This is a genomic window from Anaerobacillus sp. ABD4_527 (genome assembly GCF_056160805.1).
The window spans coordinates 1,259,377-1,279,290 of sequence record NZ_JBSWXZ010000001.1 but is presented as its reverse complement, the minus strand read 5'-3'; the positions used below and the strand labels follow the sequence as shown (position 1 = coordinate 1,279,290).

General features: G+C 40.5%; 18 protein-coding genes and 1 other annotated feature. Of the genes, 16 read left to right on the top strand and 2 right to left on the bottom strand.

Features of this window, described 5'->3' with window-relative positions; translation table 11 throughout:
• Window positions 1-284 precede the first annotated feature (284 nt).
• The 7 genes from clpX (at window position 285) to ACXAHI_RS06755 (ending at window position 9,320) form a co-directional block, all read left to right on the top strand.
• Window positions 285-1,559 carry an ATP-dependent protease ATP-binding subunit ClpX gene (gene clpX, locus ACXAHI_RS06785; protein ID WP_474846891.1) on the top strand — a complete coding sequence of 425 codons (1,275 nt, stop codon included), beginning with the start codon at window positions 285-287 and terminating at the stop codon, window positions 1,557-1,559.
• A gap of 125 nt (window positions 1,560-1,684) precedes the next feature.
• Entirely contained in the window at window positions 1,685-3,352 is a 1,668-nt protein-coding gene (gene lonB, locus ACXAHI_RS06780) for an ATP-dependent protease LonB (RefSeq protein WP_474846890.1), read from the top strand.
• 163 nt (window positions 3,353-3,515) lie between these two features.
• Window positions 3,516-5,837, top strand: a complete 2,322-nt coding sequence (gene lon / locus ACXAHI_RS06775) for an endopeptidase La (protein ID WP_474846889.1) — start codon at window positions 3,516-3,518, stop codon at window positions 5,835-5,837.
• Window positions 5,834-6,415: a ribosome biogenesis GTP-binding protein YihA/YsxC gene (gene yihA / locus ACXAHI_RS06770; protein WP_474846888.1), complete on the top strand. Its 582-nt coding sequence runs from the start codon at window positions 5,834-5,836 to the stop codon at window positions 6,413-6,415. The genes lon and yihA overlap by 4 nt, the downstream gene beginning before the upstream one ends.
• Before the next feature lie 582 nt (window positions 6,416-6,997).
• Window positions 6,998-7,825 (top strand): transporter substrate-binding domain-containing protein, encoded by an 828-nt coding sequence (locus ACXAHI_RS06765; protein ID WP_474846887.1) that lies wholly within the window; start codon window positions 6,998-7,000, stop codon window positions 7,823-7,825.
• Window positions 7,826-7,901: 76 nt separating this feature from the next.
• On the top strand, window positions 7,902-8,561 hold the full coding sequence (locus ACXAHI_RS06760; RefSeq protein WP_474846886.1) for an amino acid ABC transporter permease: 660 nt from the start codon (window positions 7,902-7,904) through the stop codon (window positions 8,559-8,561).
• 18 nt (window positions 8,562-8,579) lie between these two features.
• The gene (locus ACXAHI_RS06755; protein WP_474846885.1) at window positions 8,580-9,320 is read left to right on the top strand and encodes an amino acid ABC transporter ATP-binding protein; all 741 of its coding nucleotides are present in this window, start codon (window positions 8,580-8,582) and stop codon (window positions 9,318-9,320) included.
• A gap of 41 nt (window positions 9,321-9,361) precedes the next feature.
• On the opposite strand, the gene ACXAHI_RS06750 is transcribed toward ACXAHI_RS06755, so the two are convergent.
• Window positions 9,362-9,838 carry a LiaI-LiaF-like domain-containing protein gene (locus ACXAHI_RS06750; RefSeq protein ID WP_270179481.1) on the bottom strand — a complete coding sequence of 159 codons (477 nt, stop codon included), beginning with the start codon at window positions 9,836-9,838 and terminating at the stop codon, window positions 9,362-9,364.
• Window positions 9,839-10,076: 238 nt separating this feature from the next.
• On the opposite strand from ACXAHI_RS06750, the gene hemA reads away from it, so the two are divergent.
• The 9 genes from hemA to ACXAHI_RS06705 all read left to right on the top strand — a co-directional run bounded on the left by hemA (window position 10,077) and on the right by ACXAHI_RS06705 (window position 19,332).
• Window positions 10,077-11,450, top strand: a complete 1,374-nt coding sequence (gene hemA, locus ACXAHI_RS06745; RefSeq protein ID WP_474846884.1) for a glutamyl-tRNA reductase — start codon at window positions 10,077-10,079, stop codon at window positions 11,448-11,450.
• A gap of 17 nt (window positions 11,451-11,467) precedes the next feature.
• Window positions 11,468-12,295, top strand: coding sequence for a cytochrome c biogenesis protein (locus ACXAHI_RS06740; protein WP_474846883.1), 828 nt, complete (start codon window positions 11,468-11,470; stop codon window positions 12,293-12,295).
• A 33-nt stretch (window positions 12,296-12,328) separates the two neighbouring features.
• Window positions 12,329-13,258: a hydroxymethylbilane synthase gene (gene hemC, locus ACXAHI_RS06735; protein WP_474846882.1), complete on the top strand. Its 930-nt coding sequence runs from the start codon at window positions 12,329-12,331 to the stop codon at window positions 13,256-13,258.
• The gene (locus tag ACXAHI_RS06730; protein WP_474846881.1) at window positions 13,255-14,022 is read left to right on the top strand and encodes a uroporphyrinogen-III synthase; all 768 of its coding nucleotides are present in this window, start codon (window positions 13,255-13,257) and stop codon (window positions 14,020-14,022) included. The genes hemC and ACXAHI_RS06730 overlap by 4 nt, the downstream gene beginning before the upstream one ends.
• Entirely contained in the window at window positions 14,012-14,989 is a 978-nt protein-coding gene (gene hemB / locus ACXAHI_RS06725) for a porphobilinogen synthase (protein WP_474846880.1), read from the top strand. The genes ACXAHI_RS06730 and hemB overlap by 11 nt, the downstream gene beginning before the upstream one ends.
• 21 nt (window positions 14,990-15,010) lie before the next feature.
• On the top strand, window positions 15,011-16,297 hold the full coding sequence (hemL, locus tag ACXAHI_RS06720; protein WP_474846879.1) for a glutamate-1-semialdehyde 2,1-aminomutase: 1,287 nt from the start codon (window positions 15,011-15,013) through the stop codon (window positions 16,295-16,297).
• Window positions 16,298-16,439: 142 nt separating this feature from the next.
• Window positions 16,440-17,486, top strand: a complete 1,047-nt coding sequence (gene spoVID, locus ACXAHI_RS06715) for a stage VI sporulation protein D (protein WP_474846878.1) — start codon at window positions 16,440-16,442, stop codon at window positions 17,484-17,486.
• Window positions 17,487-17,510: 24 nt separating this feature from the next.
• Window positions 17,511-18,365: a hypothetical protein gene (locus ACXAHI_RS06710; RefSeq protein WP_474846877.1), complete on the top strand. Its 855-nt coding sequence runs from the start codon at window positions 17,511-17,513 to the stop codon at window positions 18,363-18,365.
• A complete protein-coding gene (locus tag ACXAHI_RS06705) occupies window positions 18,358-19,332 on the top strand; it encodes a hypothetical protein (RefSeq protein ID WP_474846876.1) in 975 nt (324 codons plus the stop codon). The genes ACXAHI_RS06710 and ACXAHI_RS06705 overlap by 8 nt, the downstream gene beginning before the upstream one ends.
• On the opposite strand, the gene ACXAHI_RS06700 is transcribed toward ACXAHI_RS06705, so the two are convergent.
• Complete coding sequence (locus ACXAHI_RS06700) at window positions 19,329-19,529, bottom strand: hypothetical protein (protein ID WP_270179471.1); 201 nt, start codon at window positions 19,527-19,529, stop codon at window positions 19,329-19,331. The two genes, ACXAHI_RS06705 and ACXAHI_RS06700, sit on opposite strands and share 4 nt — an antisense overlap.
• Window positions 19,530-19,687: 158 nt before the next feature.
• Window positions 19,688-19,913: a binding site (T-box leader), on the top strand.
• Window position 19,914: the final 1 nt, after the last annotated feature.

Genomic DNA, 19,914 nt, shown 5'->3' with positions numbered 1-19,914 from the left:
CCTTGTTTATTACACAAATATGTTGTAATGAAAACATATAATTTAGATAAACATAGTAGTAGGACAATTACTCAATACATATTAAGTCTCCTAAGAGTCGTTTTGCTTCATAACCTTTTGCGTTATATGATACAATTTCAATACATAATCAGGGTTGAAAAACCATTGGTGAATGCCCGTTAGAATTGCTTATTAGTGATCAGCGTTTCTAAAGACGAAATAGCAGAGACCTTTGCAATTTCACTATTCGGATTTCATCGAGATCAACGGTTAGGGGTGATTTCATGTTTAAATTTAACGATGAAAAAGGGCAACTTAAATGTTCCTTCTGTGGTAAAACACAGGATCAAGTTCGAAAACTTGTTGCGGGTCCAGGTGTATATATTTGCGACGAATGTATTGAGCTATGTACTGAAATCGTAGAAGAAGAGCTTGGAACTGAAGAAGAGGTTGATTTTAAAGAGGTTCCAAAACCTCATGAAATCTGCCAAATTCTTGATGATTACGTAATTGGCCAGGAAAAAGCTAAGAAATCACTTTCTGTAGCTGTATACAACCACTATAAGCGTATCAACGCTACTTCAAAGTCTGATGAAGTAGAACTTTCTAAGAGTAACATTGCTCTGATCGGTCCTACTGGTAGTGGTAAAACACTTTTAGCACAGACTCTCGCGAGAATCTTGAATGTTCCATTCGCGATTGCTGATGCAACATCACTAACTGAAGCTGGTTATGTTGGGGAAGATGTTGAGAACATCTTGCTTAAACTAATTCAAGCTGCTGACTATGATGTTGAAAAAGCTGAAAAAGGGATCATCTATATCGATGAAATCGATAAAGTTGCTCGTAAGTCTGAGAATCCATCGATTACACGAGATGTATCTGGTGAAGGTGTACAGCAAGCACTACTTAAAATTCTTGAGGGAACAACTGCAAGTGTTCCTCCACAAGGTGGACGTAAGCATCCTCATCAAGAATTTATACAAATCGACACAACGAACATTCTCTTTATTTGCGGAGGTGCGTTTGATGGCATCGAGCAAATCATCAAGCGTCGTCTCGGTAAGAAAGTAATTGGGTTTAGTGGTGAAGCTAAGCAAGATGACTTGAAGCCAGGTGAATACTTAAGCAAGGTACTTCCAGAAGATTTACTTCGCTTTGGTTTGATTCCAGAATTCATCGGACGTCTACCTGTTATCGGAAGCTTAGAACCACTAGATGAAGAAGCTCTTGTTGAGATTCTTACTAAGCCAAAGAATGCTCTCGTAAAACAATATCAAAAACTTCTCGAGTTAGATGATGTTGAGCTTGAATTCGAAGATGATGCGCTAGTTGAAATCGCTAAGCAAGCGATCGAACGAAAAACCGGTGCTCGAGGATTGCGTTCAATCATCGAAGGCATTATGCTCGATGTGATGTACGATCTTCCTTCTCGTGAAGAAATTAAAAAGTGCGTTCTTACTGCATCGACTGTAAGTGAGAAATCTTCTCCTCGCCTCGTTTTAGAGGACGGATCAGTAATTGAAGAGGGGAAAGAATCCCCTAAAGAGAGCGCATAAAGAATCAACCAACCACGAATGTGGTTGGTTTTTCTTTTTGGATAATCCTTTCCAAGTTTCCGGTTTATGGAACACTACCTCAGGAGATACTAATGCTATTGATTATTCTCCAGGAGGTACTTGTTATGAATTGGACAGGTGTTGCACTCGCTATACAATTGTTTTTTGGGATTGTAATTGGTTTATATTTCTGGAATCTACTAAGGAATCAAAGAACCCAGAAAGTTTCGATAGATAAGGAAGCTCGAAAAGAAATGGAGCAGCTGCGAAGACTTCGAAGTATTTCGTTGAGTGAACCGTTATCAGAAAGAATAAGGCCTTCTGGTTTTTCTGAGATTGTTGGACAAGAAGAAGGGATACGAACTCTTAAGGCTGCCATCTGTGGGCCTAACCCTCAGCACGTCATTATTTATGGACCGCCTGGTGTAGGAAAAACGGCAGCAGCAAGACTCGTATTGGAAGAAGCCAAGCGAAACAGAATGACACCGTTCAAACCCTCTGCAATTTTTGTTGAACTTGATGCAACGACTGCACGGTTCGATGAGAGAGGAATTGCAGATCCGCTGATTGGATCTGTCCATGATCCAATCTACCAGGGTGCTGGTGCGATGGGGCAAGCAGGAATCCCACAACCAAAACAAGGAGCGGTCACGAATGCGCATGGAGGAATTCTGTTTATTGATGAAATAGGTGAACTTCATCCTATTCAAATCAATAAGCTGTTAAAAGTTTTAGAGGACCGAAAAGTTTTCTTAGAAAGTGCGTATTACAGTGAAGAAAACTCGAACATTCCTGCTCATATCCACGACATCTTTCAAAATGGATTGCCTGCTGATTTCAGAATGATTGGGGCTACAACGAGATCTCCGGAAGATATTCCTCCAGCTATTCGTTCACGATGCATGGAGGTATTTTTCAGAGAGTTGACACAAGATGAAATTTCAAAGATAGCCGCTCGCTCTGCAAAGAAACTGAATCTAACGATTGTAGATGAAGGCATCGATCGAATAAGCCGGTATGCTAGAAATGGACGTGAAGCCGTGAATCTTATGCAAATTGCGGCTGGTCTTGCGATTACCGAAAACAGAAATAAGATCACTGTGGGTGATATGGAATGGGTCATTCATGCGAGCAGATTAACTCCTAGGCCAGAAAGAAAAGTACCGAATCGTTCAGAAGTAGGATTGGTCAATGGGTTAGCCGTTTATGGGCCAAACACAGGAGCACTTCTTGAGATTGAAGTGACGGCCGTTAAGTCGGATCAAGGCAAAGACGGTAGTGTCACCATAACGGGGATTGTTGAAGAAGAGAGTATTGGCAATCAGAGCAAATCCATAAGAAGAAAAAGTCTCGCTAAATCGTCAGTGGAAAACGTGTTAACGGTTTTAAAGTCAATGGGAGTCCCATCAAGCCTTTACCACCTTCATATTAATTTCCCTGGTGGTGCACCTGTAGATGGTCCATCAGCTGGGGTCGCGATTGCGACAGGAATTTACTCTGCAATCAAAGGGAGTCCAATTAATAACAGAATTGCCATGACAGGTGAAATTAGTATTCACGGAGCGGTTAAACCTGTCGGAGGTGTGTTCGCAAAAGTCTCAGCTGCACGGGATGCTGGAGCTAAGATCGCGATTATTCCTGAGGAGAACAATGAAGAGATGCTTAAAACGATAGAAGGTATTACCGTGATGCCAGTCAAGCATCTTTCACAAGTATTCGATGTAGCGTTCTTGTTAGAAAAAGCAGAAGAGTTTCCATCTTTTGCTATAGGAAAAACTCAGCCCGGCAGCTAAGTCGGGCTTTTCTGCATGCTCATAAGTTTTTTATCCGTTTGAGCAGGGAAGATTAGACAAGTATAAGAAAGTTAGGATACAATGAAGTACAACTTATCAACAATGTGGACTCGGATATAGAGTATAAATAACGTAATAGTTTGTTGTGTGGAGGTGCCTTAGATTGAATAATGAACATAAAACATTGCCATTACTTCCTTTAAGAGGGTTGCTTGTTTATCCATCAATGGTTCTTCATTTAGATGTTGGCCGTGATAAGTCAGTACAAGCGCTAGAACAGGTTATGATGGATGATCAACAAATATTTCTTTCAACACAGAAAGAAGTAGAGATAGAAACTCCTGAAGAAGATGATATATACCAGGTCGGAACGCTCGCAACCGTAAAACAAATGCTGAAGCTTCCAAATGGGACAATTCGTGTCCTTGTGGAAGGAATACAGCGTGGGAAAATTGTTGATTTCAGAGAAAATGAGAACTATTATGAAGTTCAAATTGAGCGGATTGAAGAAGCGATCGATTCTTCTATCGAAGATAAAGCTCTGATGAGGACGGCGCTCGATTTATTTGAACAATATATTAAAGTTTCAAAAAAAGTTACAGCCGAAACGTTTGCTTCAGTAAACGATATCGAAGAGCCAGGTAGGCTAGCGGACATCATCGCTTCACACCTTTCTCTTAAAATCAGACAAAAGCAAGAAATTCTAGAAACGTATAGTACCCATGATCGCTTGAATAAGCTGATTGAAATTCTTCAAAATGAGAAAGATGTCATCGACTTAGAAAAGAAAATAGGACAGCGTGTAAAGCGTTCTATGGAGAAAACGCAAAAAGAATATTACTTGCGTGAGCAAATGAAGGCAATACAGAATGAGCTTGGCGAAAAGGAAGGTAAGACTGGTGAAATCGCTACTTTAAAAGAAAAGATTGAAGAAGCGAATATGCCAGAAAACGTTCAGGAAATGGCTTACAAAGAATTGGATCGCTATGAAAAGATTCCTCAAAGTTCAGCTGAAAGTTCTGTTATTCGCAATTATATTGATTGGTTGATTCAATTGCCATGGTCAAAGGAAACGACGGATAACCTTGATATTCACCATGCAGAAAAGATTTTGAATGAAGATCATTATGGACTTGAAAAAGTAAAAGAGCGAGTACTTGAATACCTTGCAGTTCAACAGCTAACGAACTCACTAAAAGGGCCTATCCTATGTCTTGTGGGACCGCCTGGAGTCGGAAAAACTTCCTTAGCTAAGTCTGTTGCACGGTCGATCGGACGTGAATTTGTTCGTATTTCTTTAGGCGGCGTTAGGGATGAAGCTGAAATAAGAGGTCATCGTAGAACGTACGTTGGAGCGATGCCTGGTCGAATTATCAGAGGGATGAAGAAAGCTGGAACAATCAATCCTGTTTTTCTTCTAGATGAAATCGATAAGATGTCAAATGATTTCAGAGGCGATCCATCTGCTGCGATGCTTGAAGTATTAGACCCTCAACAAAACAATTCATTTAGTGACCACTATATTGAAGAGCCGTATGACCTCTCTAAAGTCATGTTTGTGACTACAGCTAACAATCTTGCCACAGTTCCTGCTCCTCTATTGGATCGTATGGAAGTAATTCAGATTGCAGGTTATACAGAAATCGAAAAGGTTAACATCGCAAAAAGTTACCTTTTACCTAGACAGTTGAAAGAGCATGGTCTAAAGAAAAGCAACCTTCAAATAAGAGATGAAAGCCTCACTAAGTTAGTTCGCCATTATACAAGAGAAGCTGGGGTTCGTAACTTAGAACGCCAGATTGCTACGGTCTGCCGTAAAGCGGCTAAACTCATCGTATCTGGTGAAAAGAAGCGCGTCGTCGTAACAGAAAAAATGTTAGAAGAGTTATTAGGGCATCCTAAGTTCCGTTATGGAGAAGCAGAAGCAGAAGACCAAATAGGAACTGCAACGGGACTTGCATATACGACAGCCGGTGGCGATACATTAGCGATCGAAGTGTCCCTTTCACCTGGTAAAGGAAAGTTGATTCTAACAGGGAAGCTTGGAGACGTTATGAAAGAATCTGCTCAGGCAGCATTTAGCTATATTCGTTCTCGCTCTAAGGAACTTTCAATTGATCCTGCTTTCCATGAAAACAATGATATTCATATTCATGTCCCTGAAGGAGCTACTCCAAAAGACGGTCCTTCAGCAGGTATAACCATCGCAACGGCACTTGTTTCTGCACTTACTGGTAAAGCCGTTCGAAAGGATGTAGGTATGACAGGCGAAATCACCTTGCGAGGGAGAGTACTGCCTATCGGTGGCTTAAAAGAAAAGTCATTGAGTGCTCACCGTGCAGGTCTTACAACAATTATCATGCCAAAAGAAAATGAGAAAGATCTAGAAGATATCCCTGAAAGTATAAGGAACGACCTTACATTCCTACCGGTAAGTCATCTAGATGAAGTGTTAAAAACCGCACTTGTGGGGGAAAAGAAATGAAAGTAACAAAATCCGATTTTATTATTAGTGCTGTTAAGCCTGAACAATACCCTGATGATCACTTGCCTGAAATTGGTCTTGCAGGTCGATCGAACGTAGGGAAATCTTCTTTGATCAATACGTTGATCAATCGAAAGAACCTTGCGAGAACGTCAGGTAAACCTGGTAAAACACAGACACTTAACTTTTATCTTATTAACGAACTGCTCTATTTTGTTGATGTCCCAGGCTATGGATTTGCAAAGGTCTCTAAAAAAGAAAGAGATGCGTGGGGCCGCATGATTGAAACGTATTTAACAGCTCGTGAAGACTTAAAAGCAGTCATTCTAATCGTAGACCTAAGACATGCGCCTTCGAATGATGATGTGATGATGTACGATTGGTTAAAACACTATGAGATTCCTGTCATCGTCGTGGCTACCAAATCTGATAAAATCCCTAAGGGGAAGTGGGCAAAGCATCTTAAGGTTGTAAACCAAACCTTAAAATTAGAGCCGACTGATAAGCTCGTTACGTTTTCTTCTCAAACAGGACAAGGTAAAGAAGATGTCTGGAGTGCAATTAAATCATATATTTAATAATGGACCTGGCGTAAATGCCAGGTCTTTAGTATTTAGGGAAGTACGGTGTTGGATTAGAATAGTCGTTTATGGCAAAGGGGTTGTCATGATCTCTTTTAAACCATTGGGACGGAATGTTCTTTTTGGATTAATTCAAATTAAGTAGGAGAGACGATCGCGGACTCCTGCGGTAGAACGGGCGGCCGAGACCGGGGTGTGAATTTCACCTCGGGCTTGGACGTTCGTCCGCGGAAAGCCTGCGATCGTCATCGACTACGGCATCGGGAGCACCGAATAATGACTTTGGTTTCTCGACAAGCTGGAGACTTGGCGTAAAGCCAGGTCTTTTTTATCGGTTTATTTTTCTAAAAATTGAAAAAACAAGGTTTGTATTACCATTATGTTGGGAATAGGAACAAATGAGAGTAAACATCAGTATGAGTCCACTCAGTTCATGCTTTGGTGATATTTGGGCTCTTAGAAGGGATGTGAGTAAAAAGTGACAATTGAATGAAATATCTAAATATTGGTATGATTGCAATACCGCAGTTTACATAACATTAACTGCTATTCGAATAGTCGTTAAGGGGGACAAGTTTAATGAAAAGAAAGTGGAGTTTTTTAACAGCTGTGTTACTATCTCTCGTTTTGATTCTTGCAGCATGTGGAGGAGGAAACGAAGGAAATAGTAATAATGGCGGTTCAGAAGGGTCTGGAGAAGAAGGTAGTAACTTAGAACTAACCGAAGACGGTAAATTCCGCTATGTTGTTTCTGGTGAGTTCCCTCCATTTAGTACAGTGGACGAAAATGGAGACCTTTCAGGCTATGATGTAGCAGTAGGAAAAGCGATTGCTGAGAAAATTGGCCTTGAGCCAGAAGTAGAAAAGTTTAAGTTTAGTGGTATGGTATCAGCGATTAAATCAGGTCGATATGATGCAGCTGTAGCAAGTCATACGATCACTGAAGAGCGAAAGAAAGCAGTTAACTTTAGTGAACCATACTATTATTCTGGTCCAGTACTTTATGTTCAACCTGGTAGCGATATTAAGAGCGTAGAAGATCTAGCTGGTAAGGATGTAGCAGTTTCTAAAGGATCAACGTACGAAAAGTCAGCTCAGGAATATACAGATAAAATCTCTAACTACGATAGTGACCAAACAGCACTACGTGCGTTAAGTGAAGGAAAGCATGATGCTGTTATCACAGATGATATTACTGGTAAGCAGGCGATCGAAGAAGGATTTAAAGTTGAAAAAATTGAGCAACTCGGTACAAGTGAACAAGCAGTAGCAATCAAGCAAGAAAATAAGAACTTACTTGAAGCTGTTAACAAAGCGATCATGGAGCTTAAAGAAGATGGAACGCTTAAACAACTTAGTGAGGAATACATCGGAGTAGACATCACCCAGAACCCTGACAATGAGTAAGGAAAGGAATGTGTGCTAGCGCACACATTCTTTTTTACCAGTAAGCGTTTATTGAAATCGAAGGAGCTGATTGTTCTTGCCTACATTCTCTCATTTTTTTGAAACACTACTAAGTAGTTACCCTGTCTTTTTTGAAGGCCTCTGGTTAACCATTCGGGTAACTGCAGTATCCATTTTTATTGCCGTGTTTATCGGTTTACTTTTTGCTTTATTTAAAATATCTAAAGTTAAAGTATTGAATTGGATCGCCAATGTGTACATAGCTGTTATTCGAGGAACCCCTCTAATCGTTCAAATCTTTATTTTCTATTTTGGTTTAACGGAATTTAATATCCCGAAATTTTGGGCTGCATCTATTGGGTTAGCTCTTCATAATGGTGCCTATATCGCAGAGATCTTTCGTGGTTCAATCCAATCGATTGATAAAGGACAAATGGAAGCAGGACGTTCACTTGGTATGAGTCATACGCTTGCAATGAGACGTATTATTTTACCTCAGGCATTCAGACGCGCACTGCCTCCACTCGGAAACCAGTTCATCATTGGATTGAAGGACTCGTCTCTAGCAGCATTTATAGCCCTTCCTGAATTGTTTAGTGTAGCAACTACACAGGGCGCAAGGACATTTGATGAAATGACTTATCTATTGATCGTAGCAGTTTACTATTTAGTACTCGTTCTCATCTTTACACTACTGGTTAACCTGCTTGAGAAACGATTGTCCGCGAGTGATTAAGAAGAGAGGTGCAGTATAATGGCAGAAAAAGGCGAAATGATTCGAGTAGAGAAACTGAACAAATCGTTTGGAGATCTTCATGTATTAAAAGATATCGATATGGAAGTGAAAGAAAGTGACGTAGTCGTATTGATCGGTGCGAGTGGATCCGGTAAAAGTACACTTCTCCGTTGTATGAACTTCCTTGAGATAAAAAATAGTGGGAAAGTCATTATTGAAGGACAAACGATCGAACCTAATAAAGATAATTTGAACAAAGTTCGTCAAAAGGTAGGAATGGTGTTTCAGCATTTCAACCTATTCCCTCACAAAACGGTATTGAATAATGTAATAGAAGCCCCTTTGCAGGTAAAAAAGCTTAAGAGAGCTCAAGCTGAAAAAGAGGGGAGAGAGCTGCTTGCCAAAGTTGGTCTGGCTGATAAAGCGGATGTGTATCCGAATAAGTTATCAGGAGGTCAAAAGCAGCGTGTCGCCATAGCAAGATCACTTGCTATGAAGCCTGAAATCATGCTGTTTGATGAGCCAACTTCTGCTCTTGACCCAGAATTGGTCGGGGAGGTTCTTTCAACAATGAAGGAACTTGCCAAAGAAGGCATGACCATGGTAGTGGTTACCCACGAAATGGGCTTCGCTCGTGAAGTAGCTGACTGGGTCGTTTATATGCACGATGGAAAAATCGTTGAAAAAGGAAAGCCTGCAGATATCTTTAACGATCCAAAAGAACAAAGAACGCAAGACTTTCTTAGCTCGATATTATAAGCATTATAAAAAAGTAAGGATCCAAGCGCATGCTTGGATCCTTACTTCTTTTTGACTACTAAGTAAACCCCTATAAGAATTAAGGCTAAAGGCCAGAATTGCCCAACGAACGAAAAGGTCGATGCGAGCCAAAGTTGAAAACCTGTGTAAAGCAGCTCGATAATAGATAAGGCTAATAGTAGTAACCCTGGTATCAAACCAGATTTTTTCGTTTTGTAGTATGTAGCAAGGTAAGCCACACTTAATATTAATGAGTACATCCCCCATGTATTAGGCCACAGAGCGAGTTTATTCACGAAGTAGAAGTGAACGCCGAGACCTAATATAAGCACACCAGGGAATAACAACGCTCCTTCTTTTGATATCAAACCTTGAATGATCATCGCAACACCGATTAGGATCAGAATAATCTGCCAGCTTGTAATTTGTTCAGAGATCGGCAAACTCAGAGTTTGGACAAGAAAATATAGACCGATTCCAATAAATAGAACACCTGGAAAAACACTTTGTCGTTTCAAGAAATGAGCCTCCTATTGTCAGAATTGCACGTTCTTTGCTAAACTTTGCGTTTTCTGGTACATTATTAGTGGTATGACTACTTATAATAACGTTTAGATACTTTTTTTACATCATATCACATCTTGTTTCAAAGTCTGTTCACAATTTGAAACTCTGTGATTTTTGTCACATGTTAAAATAATAGTGACTGATAGTATAAGAACATGTTCCGGGTTAACAATATTTGGGGGTGGAACGATGCACATCCTGGTCGTAGGGTTGAACCACAAAACAGCCCCTGTTGAAATACGAGAGAAACTTTCGTTTCAGGAAGACACTTTACCTGAAGCTTTAAATAAGTTGCGTCACTCTAAAAGTATTCTAGAAGCCGTCATTCTTTCTACGTGTAACCGTACTGAGCTTTACGTAGTAGCTGATCAGCTTCATACAGGGAGATATTATTCAAAAGCTTTCCTATCCGAATGGTTCGGTATTGAAAAAGATGAATTTAGACCTTATCTAGAAATTCGAGAAAACGATGCAGCGACAGAGCATCTTTACCGCGTTGCGGCAGGTCTTGATTCACTTGTTGTAGGAGAAACACAGATTCTTGGACAAGTGAGAAGTGCTTTCCTACTAGCGCAGGAATCACAGACTACAGGTACGATATTCAATCAGCTTTTCAAGCAAGCCATCACACTAGCGAAACGCGCTCACTCTGAAACAGAAATTGGGGAAAATGCTGTTTCTGTCAGTTACGCAGCAGTTGAACTTGCTAAAAAGATCTTCGGTGGGCTCGATAACAAGCATGTAGTTATTCTAGGCGCCGGAAAGATGGGGGAATTGACAGCCAAGCATTTAAAGAGTAACGGCGTAAGTCAAGTAACCGTCGTAAACCGTACTCTTGAGAAAGCATCTGAGCTTGCTTCACAATTCATGGGACAAGCACGTTCGATGGATGATATTCATACAGCTTTATCTGATGCAGATATTCTGATCAGTTCAACAGGATCTTCTAATTACGTGTTAACTGAAGACAACGTAAAACCTGTATTGAAAAAGAGAAGAGGACGTCCTCTGTTCATGGTAGATATCGCGGTTCCACGAGATCTTGACCCTGCATTGAACAGCATGGATTCAGTATTTTTGTATGACATCGATGACCTTGAAGGAATCGTAGAGTCGAATATTGCTGAAAGAGAGAAAGAAGCTGAAAAGATTGAACTGATGATCGAAGAAGATCTTGTACAGTTTAGAGAGTGGTTGAACACACTTGGAGTTGTGCCGATGATTTCAGCTTTACGCTCAAAGGCGCTCTCAATTCAAGCTGAAACGATGAAGAGTATTGAACGGAAGCTTCCGGATCTTTCCGATCGTGAAAAGAAAGTTCTCAGTAAGCATACGAAGAGTATTGTTAACCAACTTTTACGAGATCCTATCGTTCGAGTGAAAGAGATGGCTGGAGAACCAAACGCAGAAGAGTCTCTCGAGATCTTCACTAAGATCTTTGCGATTGAAGAAGAAATCGAAAGAGAACTCCATAAGCAACGCGTACAAGAAAACGAAGAAAAAAGAAAGCAAGAAACCTTTGATTACTCAGCCTTATTAAGAGCATCAGAAGTGCGCTCCTAGGAGAGGAGACATGAGTTGTGACGAACGTCAGCTGGCTTTATGATTTAACCATTTCTCTTTACGCACTAAGTGTATTGGGGTATTTTATTGACTTCTTGCAAAACAACCGGAAGGCAAATCATATTGCCTTCTGGTTGCTTTCTATTGTGTGGGTTTTGCAATCAACTTTTCTCGTAACACAAATCATTGCAATCGGCGGATTTCCAATTTTGACACCTTTTGAGGGGTTATTTTTTTATACTTGGGTGATCGTTTCATTATCCTTATTGATCAATTGGTTTTTCCGAGTCGACTTTTTTGTGTTCTTTGCAAATGTACTCGGTTTCATCTTGATGACCATCAACTTATTTGCAACGAGAGAACAAGCTTCAAGTATGCTAACAGAACAGCTCATGTCTGAGCTCTCTGTCATACATATCACCATGGCATTCATTTCTTACGGCGCTTTTTCTCTTTCATTTATTTTCTCAGTCATGTACTTAATTCTCTATCAAATGTTGAAAGAGAAGAAGTTGAGTAAAAGACTATGGCGTTTTGGTGATTTATCACAGTTAGAAAAGCTTTCGTATTTATGTACTGTTCTAGGTGTACCGCTATTATTATTGAGTTTGATCTTAGGTATCGTTTGGGCGAACCTGAAAGTAGATCAGTTTAGTTTATTGGATACGAAGGTAATCGTTTCATTCATCGTACTTATTGCATACAGCATGTATTTATATCAAAAAGTGGCCAGAGACATTGAGGGAAAATCCCTTGCACTTTGGAACGTTGGCGCATTTGTAGTCGTCTTGATCAACGTATTCTTATCAGGGGCATTTTCACAATTTCATTTCTGGTATAGCTAATGAGTAACACAACCAAAGTTTGGGGGATAAACCATGAGGAAGATAGTTGTTGGATCACGTAGGAGTAAGCTAGCGATCACACAGACAAAATGGGTGATTAGCAAATTAAAAGAAATCAATCCTGAAGTTGATTTTGAAATTAAAGAGATCGTTACTAAAGGAGATAAAATCCTCGATGTTACCTTATCCAAAGTTGGTGGAAAGGGCCTCTTCGTTAAAGAAATTGAGGATGCGATGTTAAAGGGAGAAATCGACATGGCTGTGCACAGCATGAAAGACATGCCGTCCGTCTTGCCAGAAGGATTAACGATCGGGTGTATACCTGAGCGTGAAGATTTCCGAGATGTTCTTATCTCTCAATCGAAGCAACTGTTCCGAGAGCTTCCTGAAGGAGCTATCATCGGTACGAGCAGCCTTAGACGTGGCGCACAATTAAAAGCGATTCGACCTGATGTAGAAATCAAGTGGATCCGAGGAAACATCGACACTCGCTTACGTAAACTTGAAGAAGAAGACTACGATGCGATCGTCTTAGCGGCAGCAGGACTTCATCGTATGGGGTGGTCAAAAGAGATCGTCACTGAATACCTAGATGCTGATCTATGCGTACCTGCGGTGGGACAAGGAGCGCTTTCGATTGAATGCAGGGAAAGTGATGATGAGTTACTAGCTCTTCTTGAAAAACTTAACGATGAGCATACAACGCAGACTGTATTGGCAGAGAGAGCTTACCTTCATACGTTAGAAGGTGGCTGTCAAGTACCTATCGCTGGCCATGCGGTATTAAAAGATGGAACCATTTCATTAACTGGACTTGTAGGCGAGCCTGATGGTTCTGTCGTCATCAAAGAAATGGAAACAGGTTCTGATTTCAAACAAGTAGGAGTCACACTTGCGAATAGGATGAAGGAGCAAGGTGCTAAAGAGATATTAGATCGTGTGAAGGAAGAACTCGATCAATGATTTCACCGCTCTCAGGGAAACGTGTATTAGTCACGAGAGCTCGGGGGCAGGCAGCTACATTTTCGAGGTTAGTTGAGAAGCATGGGGGAGTTTCAGTAGAAATTCCCCTCATTGCGTTTAAACCACGCTTACACGCGCTACATTCATTGGATGTCTCAGGCTATGAGTGGGTGGTTTTTACAAGTTCGAATGGAGTTCGCTTCTTTTTTCAAGAAGCCTCCCTACCAACAAAGAGTAAAGTGGCTGCAGTCGGCAGTAAGACAGCAAAAGAACTTAAAAAACATCATGTTGCAATCGACCTACTTCCAGAAGATTATACGGCAGAAGGATTGATCTCAGCGCTTTCTAGAGAGGGTAAACCTGAAGAGACTATCCTGTTACCAAGAGGGAACTTGAGTCGAAAGGTTTTGCCTCAGCAATTAAAGAAGCTCGGATTCAATGTAACCGATCTGACAATTTATGAAACGGTTGTTCCAGAGGAATCTCAAGTCCCTTTAGTAGAGGCTATTAGTAAGAGGGAGCTCGATGTCATAACGTTCACATCATCTTCCACCGTTCATCATTTTGTTGAACTGCTTCATACAAAAGATTTGCAAGAGAGTTTGAAAGGAATCACGATAGGAGTAATTGGACCTATAACAGATAAAACGCTTCGATCATACGGATTGAAAGCAGATGTTGTTCCGAATGAATATACGATCGAAGGATTGTTACAAAGTTTAGAGCATTACTTTGAAAATAGGGAGGATACTAATGAACGCTGATAATTTTCGACGTCATCGTCGCTTAAGAAGATCTGAATCGATGAGAGCCATGGTTCGGGAAACGTTTTTACATAAAGAAGATTTAATTTATCCTGTCTTCGCTGTTGAAGAAAATGATGTGAAGAGAGAAGTGCCTTCGATGCCAGGTGTGTTTCATTATTCTTTAGACCACCTGAATGCGGAGATTAAAGAAGTAGTTGAGTTAGGTATTCAATCTGTTATTGTGTTTGGTGTACCAAATCATAAAGATGCCGTTGGATCAGAAGCTTACTGTGAAACTGGGATCGTACAACGCGCGATCAAGCAAATCAAAGAAGAGTTTCCCGAGCTAACGGTTATTGCAGATACTTGCTTATGTCAGTATACAGACCATGGTCACTGTGGCGTGATTGAAGATGGTTATGTCCTTAATGATCAATCACTAGAACTATTAACGAAGACTGCTGTTTCTCAAGCACAAGCTGGCGCAGATATCATCGCACCTTCTAACATGATGGACGGGTTTGTTGGAGCGATACGCAAAGGACTAGATGAAGCTGGATACGTTGATGTTCCAGTAATGAGCTATGCGGTGAAGTTTTCTTCTGCGTTTTACGGACCTTTCCGCGACGCTGCACATAGCTCACCACAGTTTGGTGATCGAAAAACGTATCAAATGGATCCAGCAAACCGACTCGATGCGATCAGAGAAGCTGAAAGTGACATCGAAGAAGGCGCTGATTTCTTGATGGTAAAACCAGCCCTTTCATACCTTGATATCATCCGAGAGTTAAAGGATCGTTTCCCTCTTCCAATGGTTGCTTATAACGTAAGTGGGGAATATTCAATGATAAAAGCAGCTAGCCAAAATGGGTGGTTGAATGAAGAAGAAGTTGTCTTAGAAAAATTAACGAGTATGAAGCGAGCGGGCGCTGACCTTATCATTACGTATTTCGCAAAAGACGCAGCACGCTGGTTAGATAAATAAGAAGAGAGAGGAGTATCTTTTATGGGAAATTATGATCGTTCCAAAGAAGCGTTTCAGGAAGCTACTAAAGTGATGCCAGGCGGGGTGAATAGTCCTGTGAGAGCTTTTAAATCAGTTGGACTTGATCCTATTTTTATGGAAAGAGGAAAAGGGTCGAAGATATATGATATCGATAAAAATGAATACATCGATTACGTCTTATCTTATGGCCCCCTCATCCTTGGACATGCTGATGAAAAGGTAGTGAATAGCTTGAAGGAAGTAACGGAGCTTGGTACTAGCTTTGGTGCTCCGAGCACGTATGAAACAAAGTTAGCAGAGCTAGTAGTAGAGCGCGTTCCTTCAATCGAAAGCGTTCGTATGGTGAACTCTGGAACTGAAGCAACGATGAGTGCGCTTCGACTTGCTAGGGGATATACAGGACGTAACAAAATCCTTAAGTTTGAAGGGTGTTACCATGGACATGGCGATTCTCTATTGATCAAAGCTGGTTCTGGTGTTGCTACTCTCGGACTCCCAGATAGCCCAGGAGTTCCTGAAGGAATTGCAAAGAACACGATTACTGTTCCATATAATGATCTTGAAAGTGTCCGATATGCATTTAAAGAATTTGGTGATGATATAGCGGGAGTAATCATTGAGCCAGTTGCAGGTAACATGGGCGTTGTTCCACCTCATGCTGGATTTTTAGAAGAACTTCGTACCATTACAGAAGAAAACGGTACTGTTCTTATCTTTGATGAAGTTATGACTGGATTCCGTGTTGGATATAACTGTGCACAAGGTTATTACGGGGTTACACCTGATCTCACTTGCCTTGGAAAAGTGATCGGTGGAGGACTTCCTGTAGGGGCTTATGGTGGTAAGAAAGAAATTATGGATCAGGTCGCTCCGAGTGGACCGATTTACCAGGCTGGTACATTGAGTGGTAATCCACTTGCGATGACAGCCGGCTATGAAACGCTATCGCAGCTAACACCTGATAGCTACAAAGATTTTGAACGAAAAGCTGAACGACTAGGAGAAGGACTTTCAAAAGCGGCTGAGAAGTACAACATCCCTCATACTGTAAACCGTGCTGGATCGATGGTTGGATTTTTCTTCACAGATGAAGATGTTGTGAACTTTGAAACTGCTTCATCTTCAAACCTAGAATACTTTACTAAGTATTTTAAAGAGATGCTTGACCAAGGCGTGTCGATTCCTCCATCTCAATTTGAAGGTCTCTTCCTTTCTACTGCACATACAGATAGCGATATCGATCAAACGATTGCAGCTGCAGAAGCGGCTTTCTCTAAACTAAAATAATACCAAACCTGTTAGGGGCATCCCTAACAGGTTTTTTTATGTTCTTGTACAGATAGCGTGCAATTTCGATGTTTTAGACATATTCTTAAATCCAATTCATAAACGTGTAATGTATGGATAATGTTCGAAAGGAGGAGAAAGCATGCAGAATGATTCACATTTGCATTTCTCCGTTGAGGAGCAGGTATGGTTAAAGAAAGGACAGGAAGTTGAAGAGGTTTTATCGATCTCACTAGACCCTGAAATTTCCATTGAAGAATATGAGGATTACGTAGCAGTTAAAGGGTGTTTGTATTTATCAGGTGAGTATTTGCAAAGAGAGTATGAGGATTATGAGGATCACGATGATGAGTCGTCCGTCTATCGCTCTGTTCATGAAGTAGAAACTCGAGAGGATGGAACGGCTACGATCGGACATCGTTTTCCGGTAGATATTACAATTCCATCGAGTAGGATCAGTAAGTTAGAAGATATTTTCGTGACGGTAGATACGTTTGACTACACGTTATGCGAAACGAATTGTTTGCAGCTTAATGCAGATATATCGATCAGCGGTATCCAAGGAGATGCAGGATATCAAAGTTATGAAAATGACTCAGAGGTAGAATACGATGATGAAGTGGAACTTGAAGAAGAGCGATCATCAGACGAATCTGTTTGGGAAAATGATGTGAAATATGTAAGTGATGAAGCTGAAGAACCTGTTATGTTTCCTCAAAGTAAACGGACGCCTCAAGTTGACATGAGGGCGAAAGCTTCTCAAACAGATGAAGAGCCTGCAGAAGTGCAGTACGAAGCTATGAACAATGAAACAAACTATGATTTATTAACAAGAATGGCAGGTCAAAATGCAGAATCGAGTTACTATAACCATAACGAGGAAAGTGCACAAAGGGGTAACTATGAAGCTGAGTATGATGAGTATAATGAACATGCTGAGGCTTCAGAAGAAACCGTAGAAGAAAGAGAGCCGGTTCGTGAAGAAAATGCTTTGTATTTAACGAACATGCTAACTAAAGATGAAGAAAACTTCTCAAAGATGAAGATGTGTATCATTCAACCAGGCGACTCCCTTACAGAGATTGCGGAGCGTTATAGAGTTTTGCCGAGTCACCTAGCACGAGTGAATCGACTTGATGAAGAAGAAGTGACAGAAGGACAGATCCTATACATCCCCGTTAACCGGTAATAGGTGTGAAAAGGGGTAGTACAAATGGACATAACGACTGTGGTTAAAAAGCAGTATGAATTTAAGGATTTGCACTGGAATCATAAAGAATCTGCATTTCATACACATGTTGGATTGAAGAAAGTAACGTATTGGCGGGATCGGAAATTGCTTGAGTATCATCTCAACTTCCGTGACCGTCTTTTTTCTAAATCAGGAATCATGTGCAATCGGATGATACGTACGCGTGATGGTGCTCCATTTGTTCAACTTGGAGGCTCATTTATTACGATACATGATGTTATTGAGTCAACGGAAATAATCAACGATCCAGAGTTCCTTGGCTTTTTGATCGCCTCATTACTTGAAGTTGGAAGCGAGGTTTCTTATTACAATGAGGTAAACCTTGGAGAGTTTCCTTATAAGGAGGCTCTTAAGAACTTACAACAGTTGAAGCATAAGAACCAGGAAATTTATTCTTCTTTAGTTCGCTATATTCCAAAAGTGAAACAAAGAAAGTCATTACTACTCATGAATCCAACATGTTATGACGGGAATGCGTTGAAAATGGTCATGGGACAATACTATTATGATTTGAGTAACAGCCTTCCAAAGCCTGCCCATCAAGTAATCCGACGTGCACTCCTTACCGACTCCTATACGGAAGAAGATAGAAAAGCGTGTTGGGCAAGTTTACACAATGCGATCTCAGGTGATTTAGTTGATCGTGTGAAACTTACACTTCTAGCACCATGGGAATGGATTGACTGTGTTAGAGAGATGCAGGATTGTGAGGATGAAGTAGAGGTCTTTAACCGGTTTAAGAAAGAATGGGAAACGATGATGGAACTATATGAAGTTCTAAAGCTCTCTACTAGGAGGACAATCTCCTATGAATAATCTTAATGCAATTTTATTTCAGTATGACATGACTCTTGAACACTACGAAAGATATGGAAAAGTATTGAAAGTTACAACGAATCAAGGAACTTTTGCACTTAAAGAAACAAGATTAACAAGAGATCGAATGGATTGGATGCTGTATCTAGAGAACTACTTCAGGGAATTAAAGTTTAATGGATATGTACCATTGATCAACACAAAGTATGGCGATACGTTTGTAGTGGTAGAAGATCGTGTGCTGTATTTATCTCATTGGATCGAAGAAGGAAGTGTTAATCCTTCATTAAAAGAGTCTCAGATGATTCAAAGGCTAGCAGAATTACATGGGTATTCTGTAAAGGATCATGCCTTTTCTGAAGAATCCATCAAGCATTTTTATGAAAAGATGGTCATACTCAGAGAAAGTCGTCAGTTCGAAATGGAAAAGTACGTTAACGATATTGAAAAACGCATCTATCTCTCTCCATTTGAATTGGCTGTTGCGACCCATTTTCATCAACTCATGAAAAATTGTGACCTATCAAAGTCACGACTAGACTATTGGTTTGAACAAACGAATGAAACAAAACGATACAGAACTGTGCTCTGTCATGGGAAGTGTTCAGCTTCTCATTTTGTTGTAGGGAGAGAAAAGGGATATTTCCTTAACTTCGAAAAATCCGTAGTAGACTCTCCAGTGAGAGATCTTACGTACATGATTCGTGCTTCGGTACCACCGTTTCAATTCAACCCAGATACGTTAGTCTCAAACATTTCTCACTATGAAAGTCAGTTTGCTCTGCATGAAGAAGAAAAGGATTTGCTCGCAAGTTATTTGTATTTTCCTGAATCGTTGTTTAACAGTGTGACCCATTTTCTATCGAATCAGAGGAATTGGTCACACATGAAGCATGTCCGTCATTTTACCAAAAAAATAGAAGTGATGAATGGAATTACGACGACACTACAAAATATGCGTGCTTAAATCCATTCAAAATAAAAACACACTTCTAATGCTACGAGGATAATCAAGATAAGCACATCCACTGAAGTTGGAAAGAGAATCGTTCTTATCGCCTGAAAGAAGATAAAAGGCGGTACGAATTGCGCCAGTATGTCTCTGAATTTGTAAAAAGCCGGTGGAAGCTGATAGCGGTTGAGTCCTCCAAATCGCTTTTTCATGTATAGGTCCCCTTCATAGTACTCTCGATACAATCAGGTTATGTTTGGACAGTAGTTTGGGTGATTAAGTAAAAAAGAAAGTGGTTATGATAGTAAAAAGGGCTAATAGTATCTTGACGGTTTTTTATACAACAGGTAAACTTATGAATACAAATAGTCGACAGGCAACGATAGGGAGTAGTAAAATGTGAACCCTTCAGAGAGAGAAATCATTCGCTGCGAGATTTCTTAGGAACGTAACATTTGAAGTCGCCCTGGAGCTGTTTCTCTGAACTCGTAGTAGGAGAGACCGGTGAATCCGTTATTCAATGAAGCGTACAGCTTCTCTCTTTTTTCTGGAGCTGTAAATAAAGGTGGTACCGCGAAACTTCTTTCGTCCTTTTCA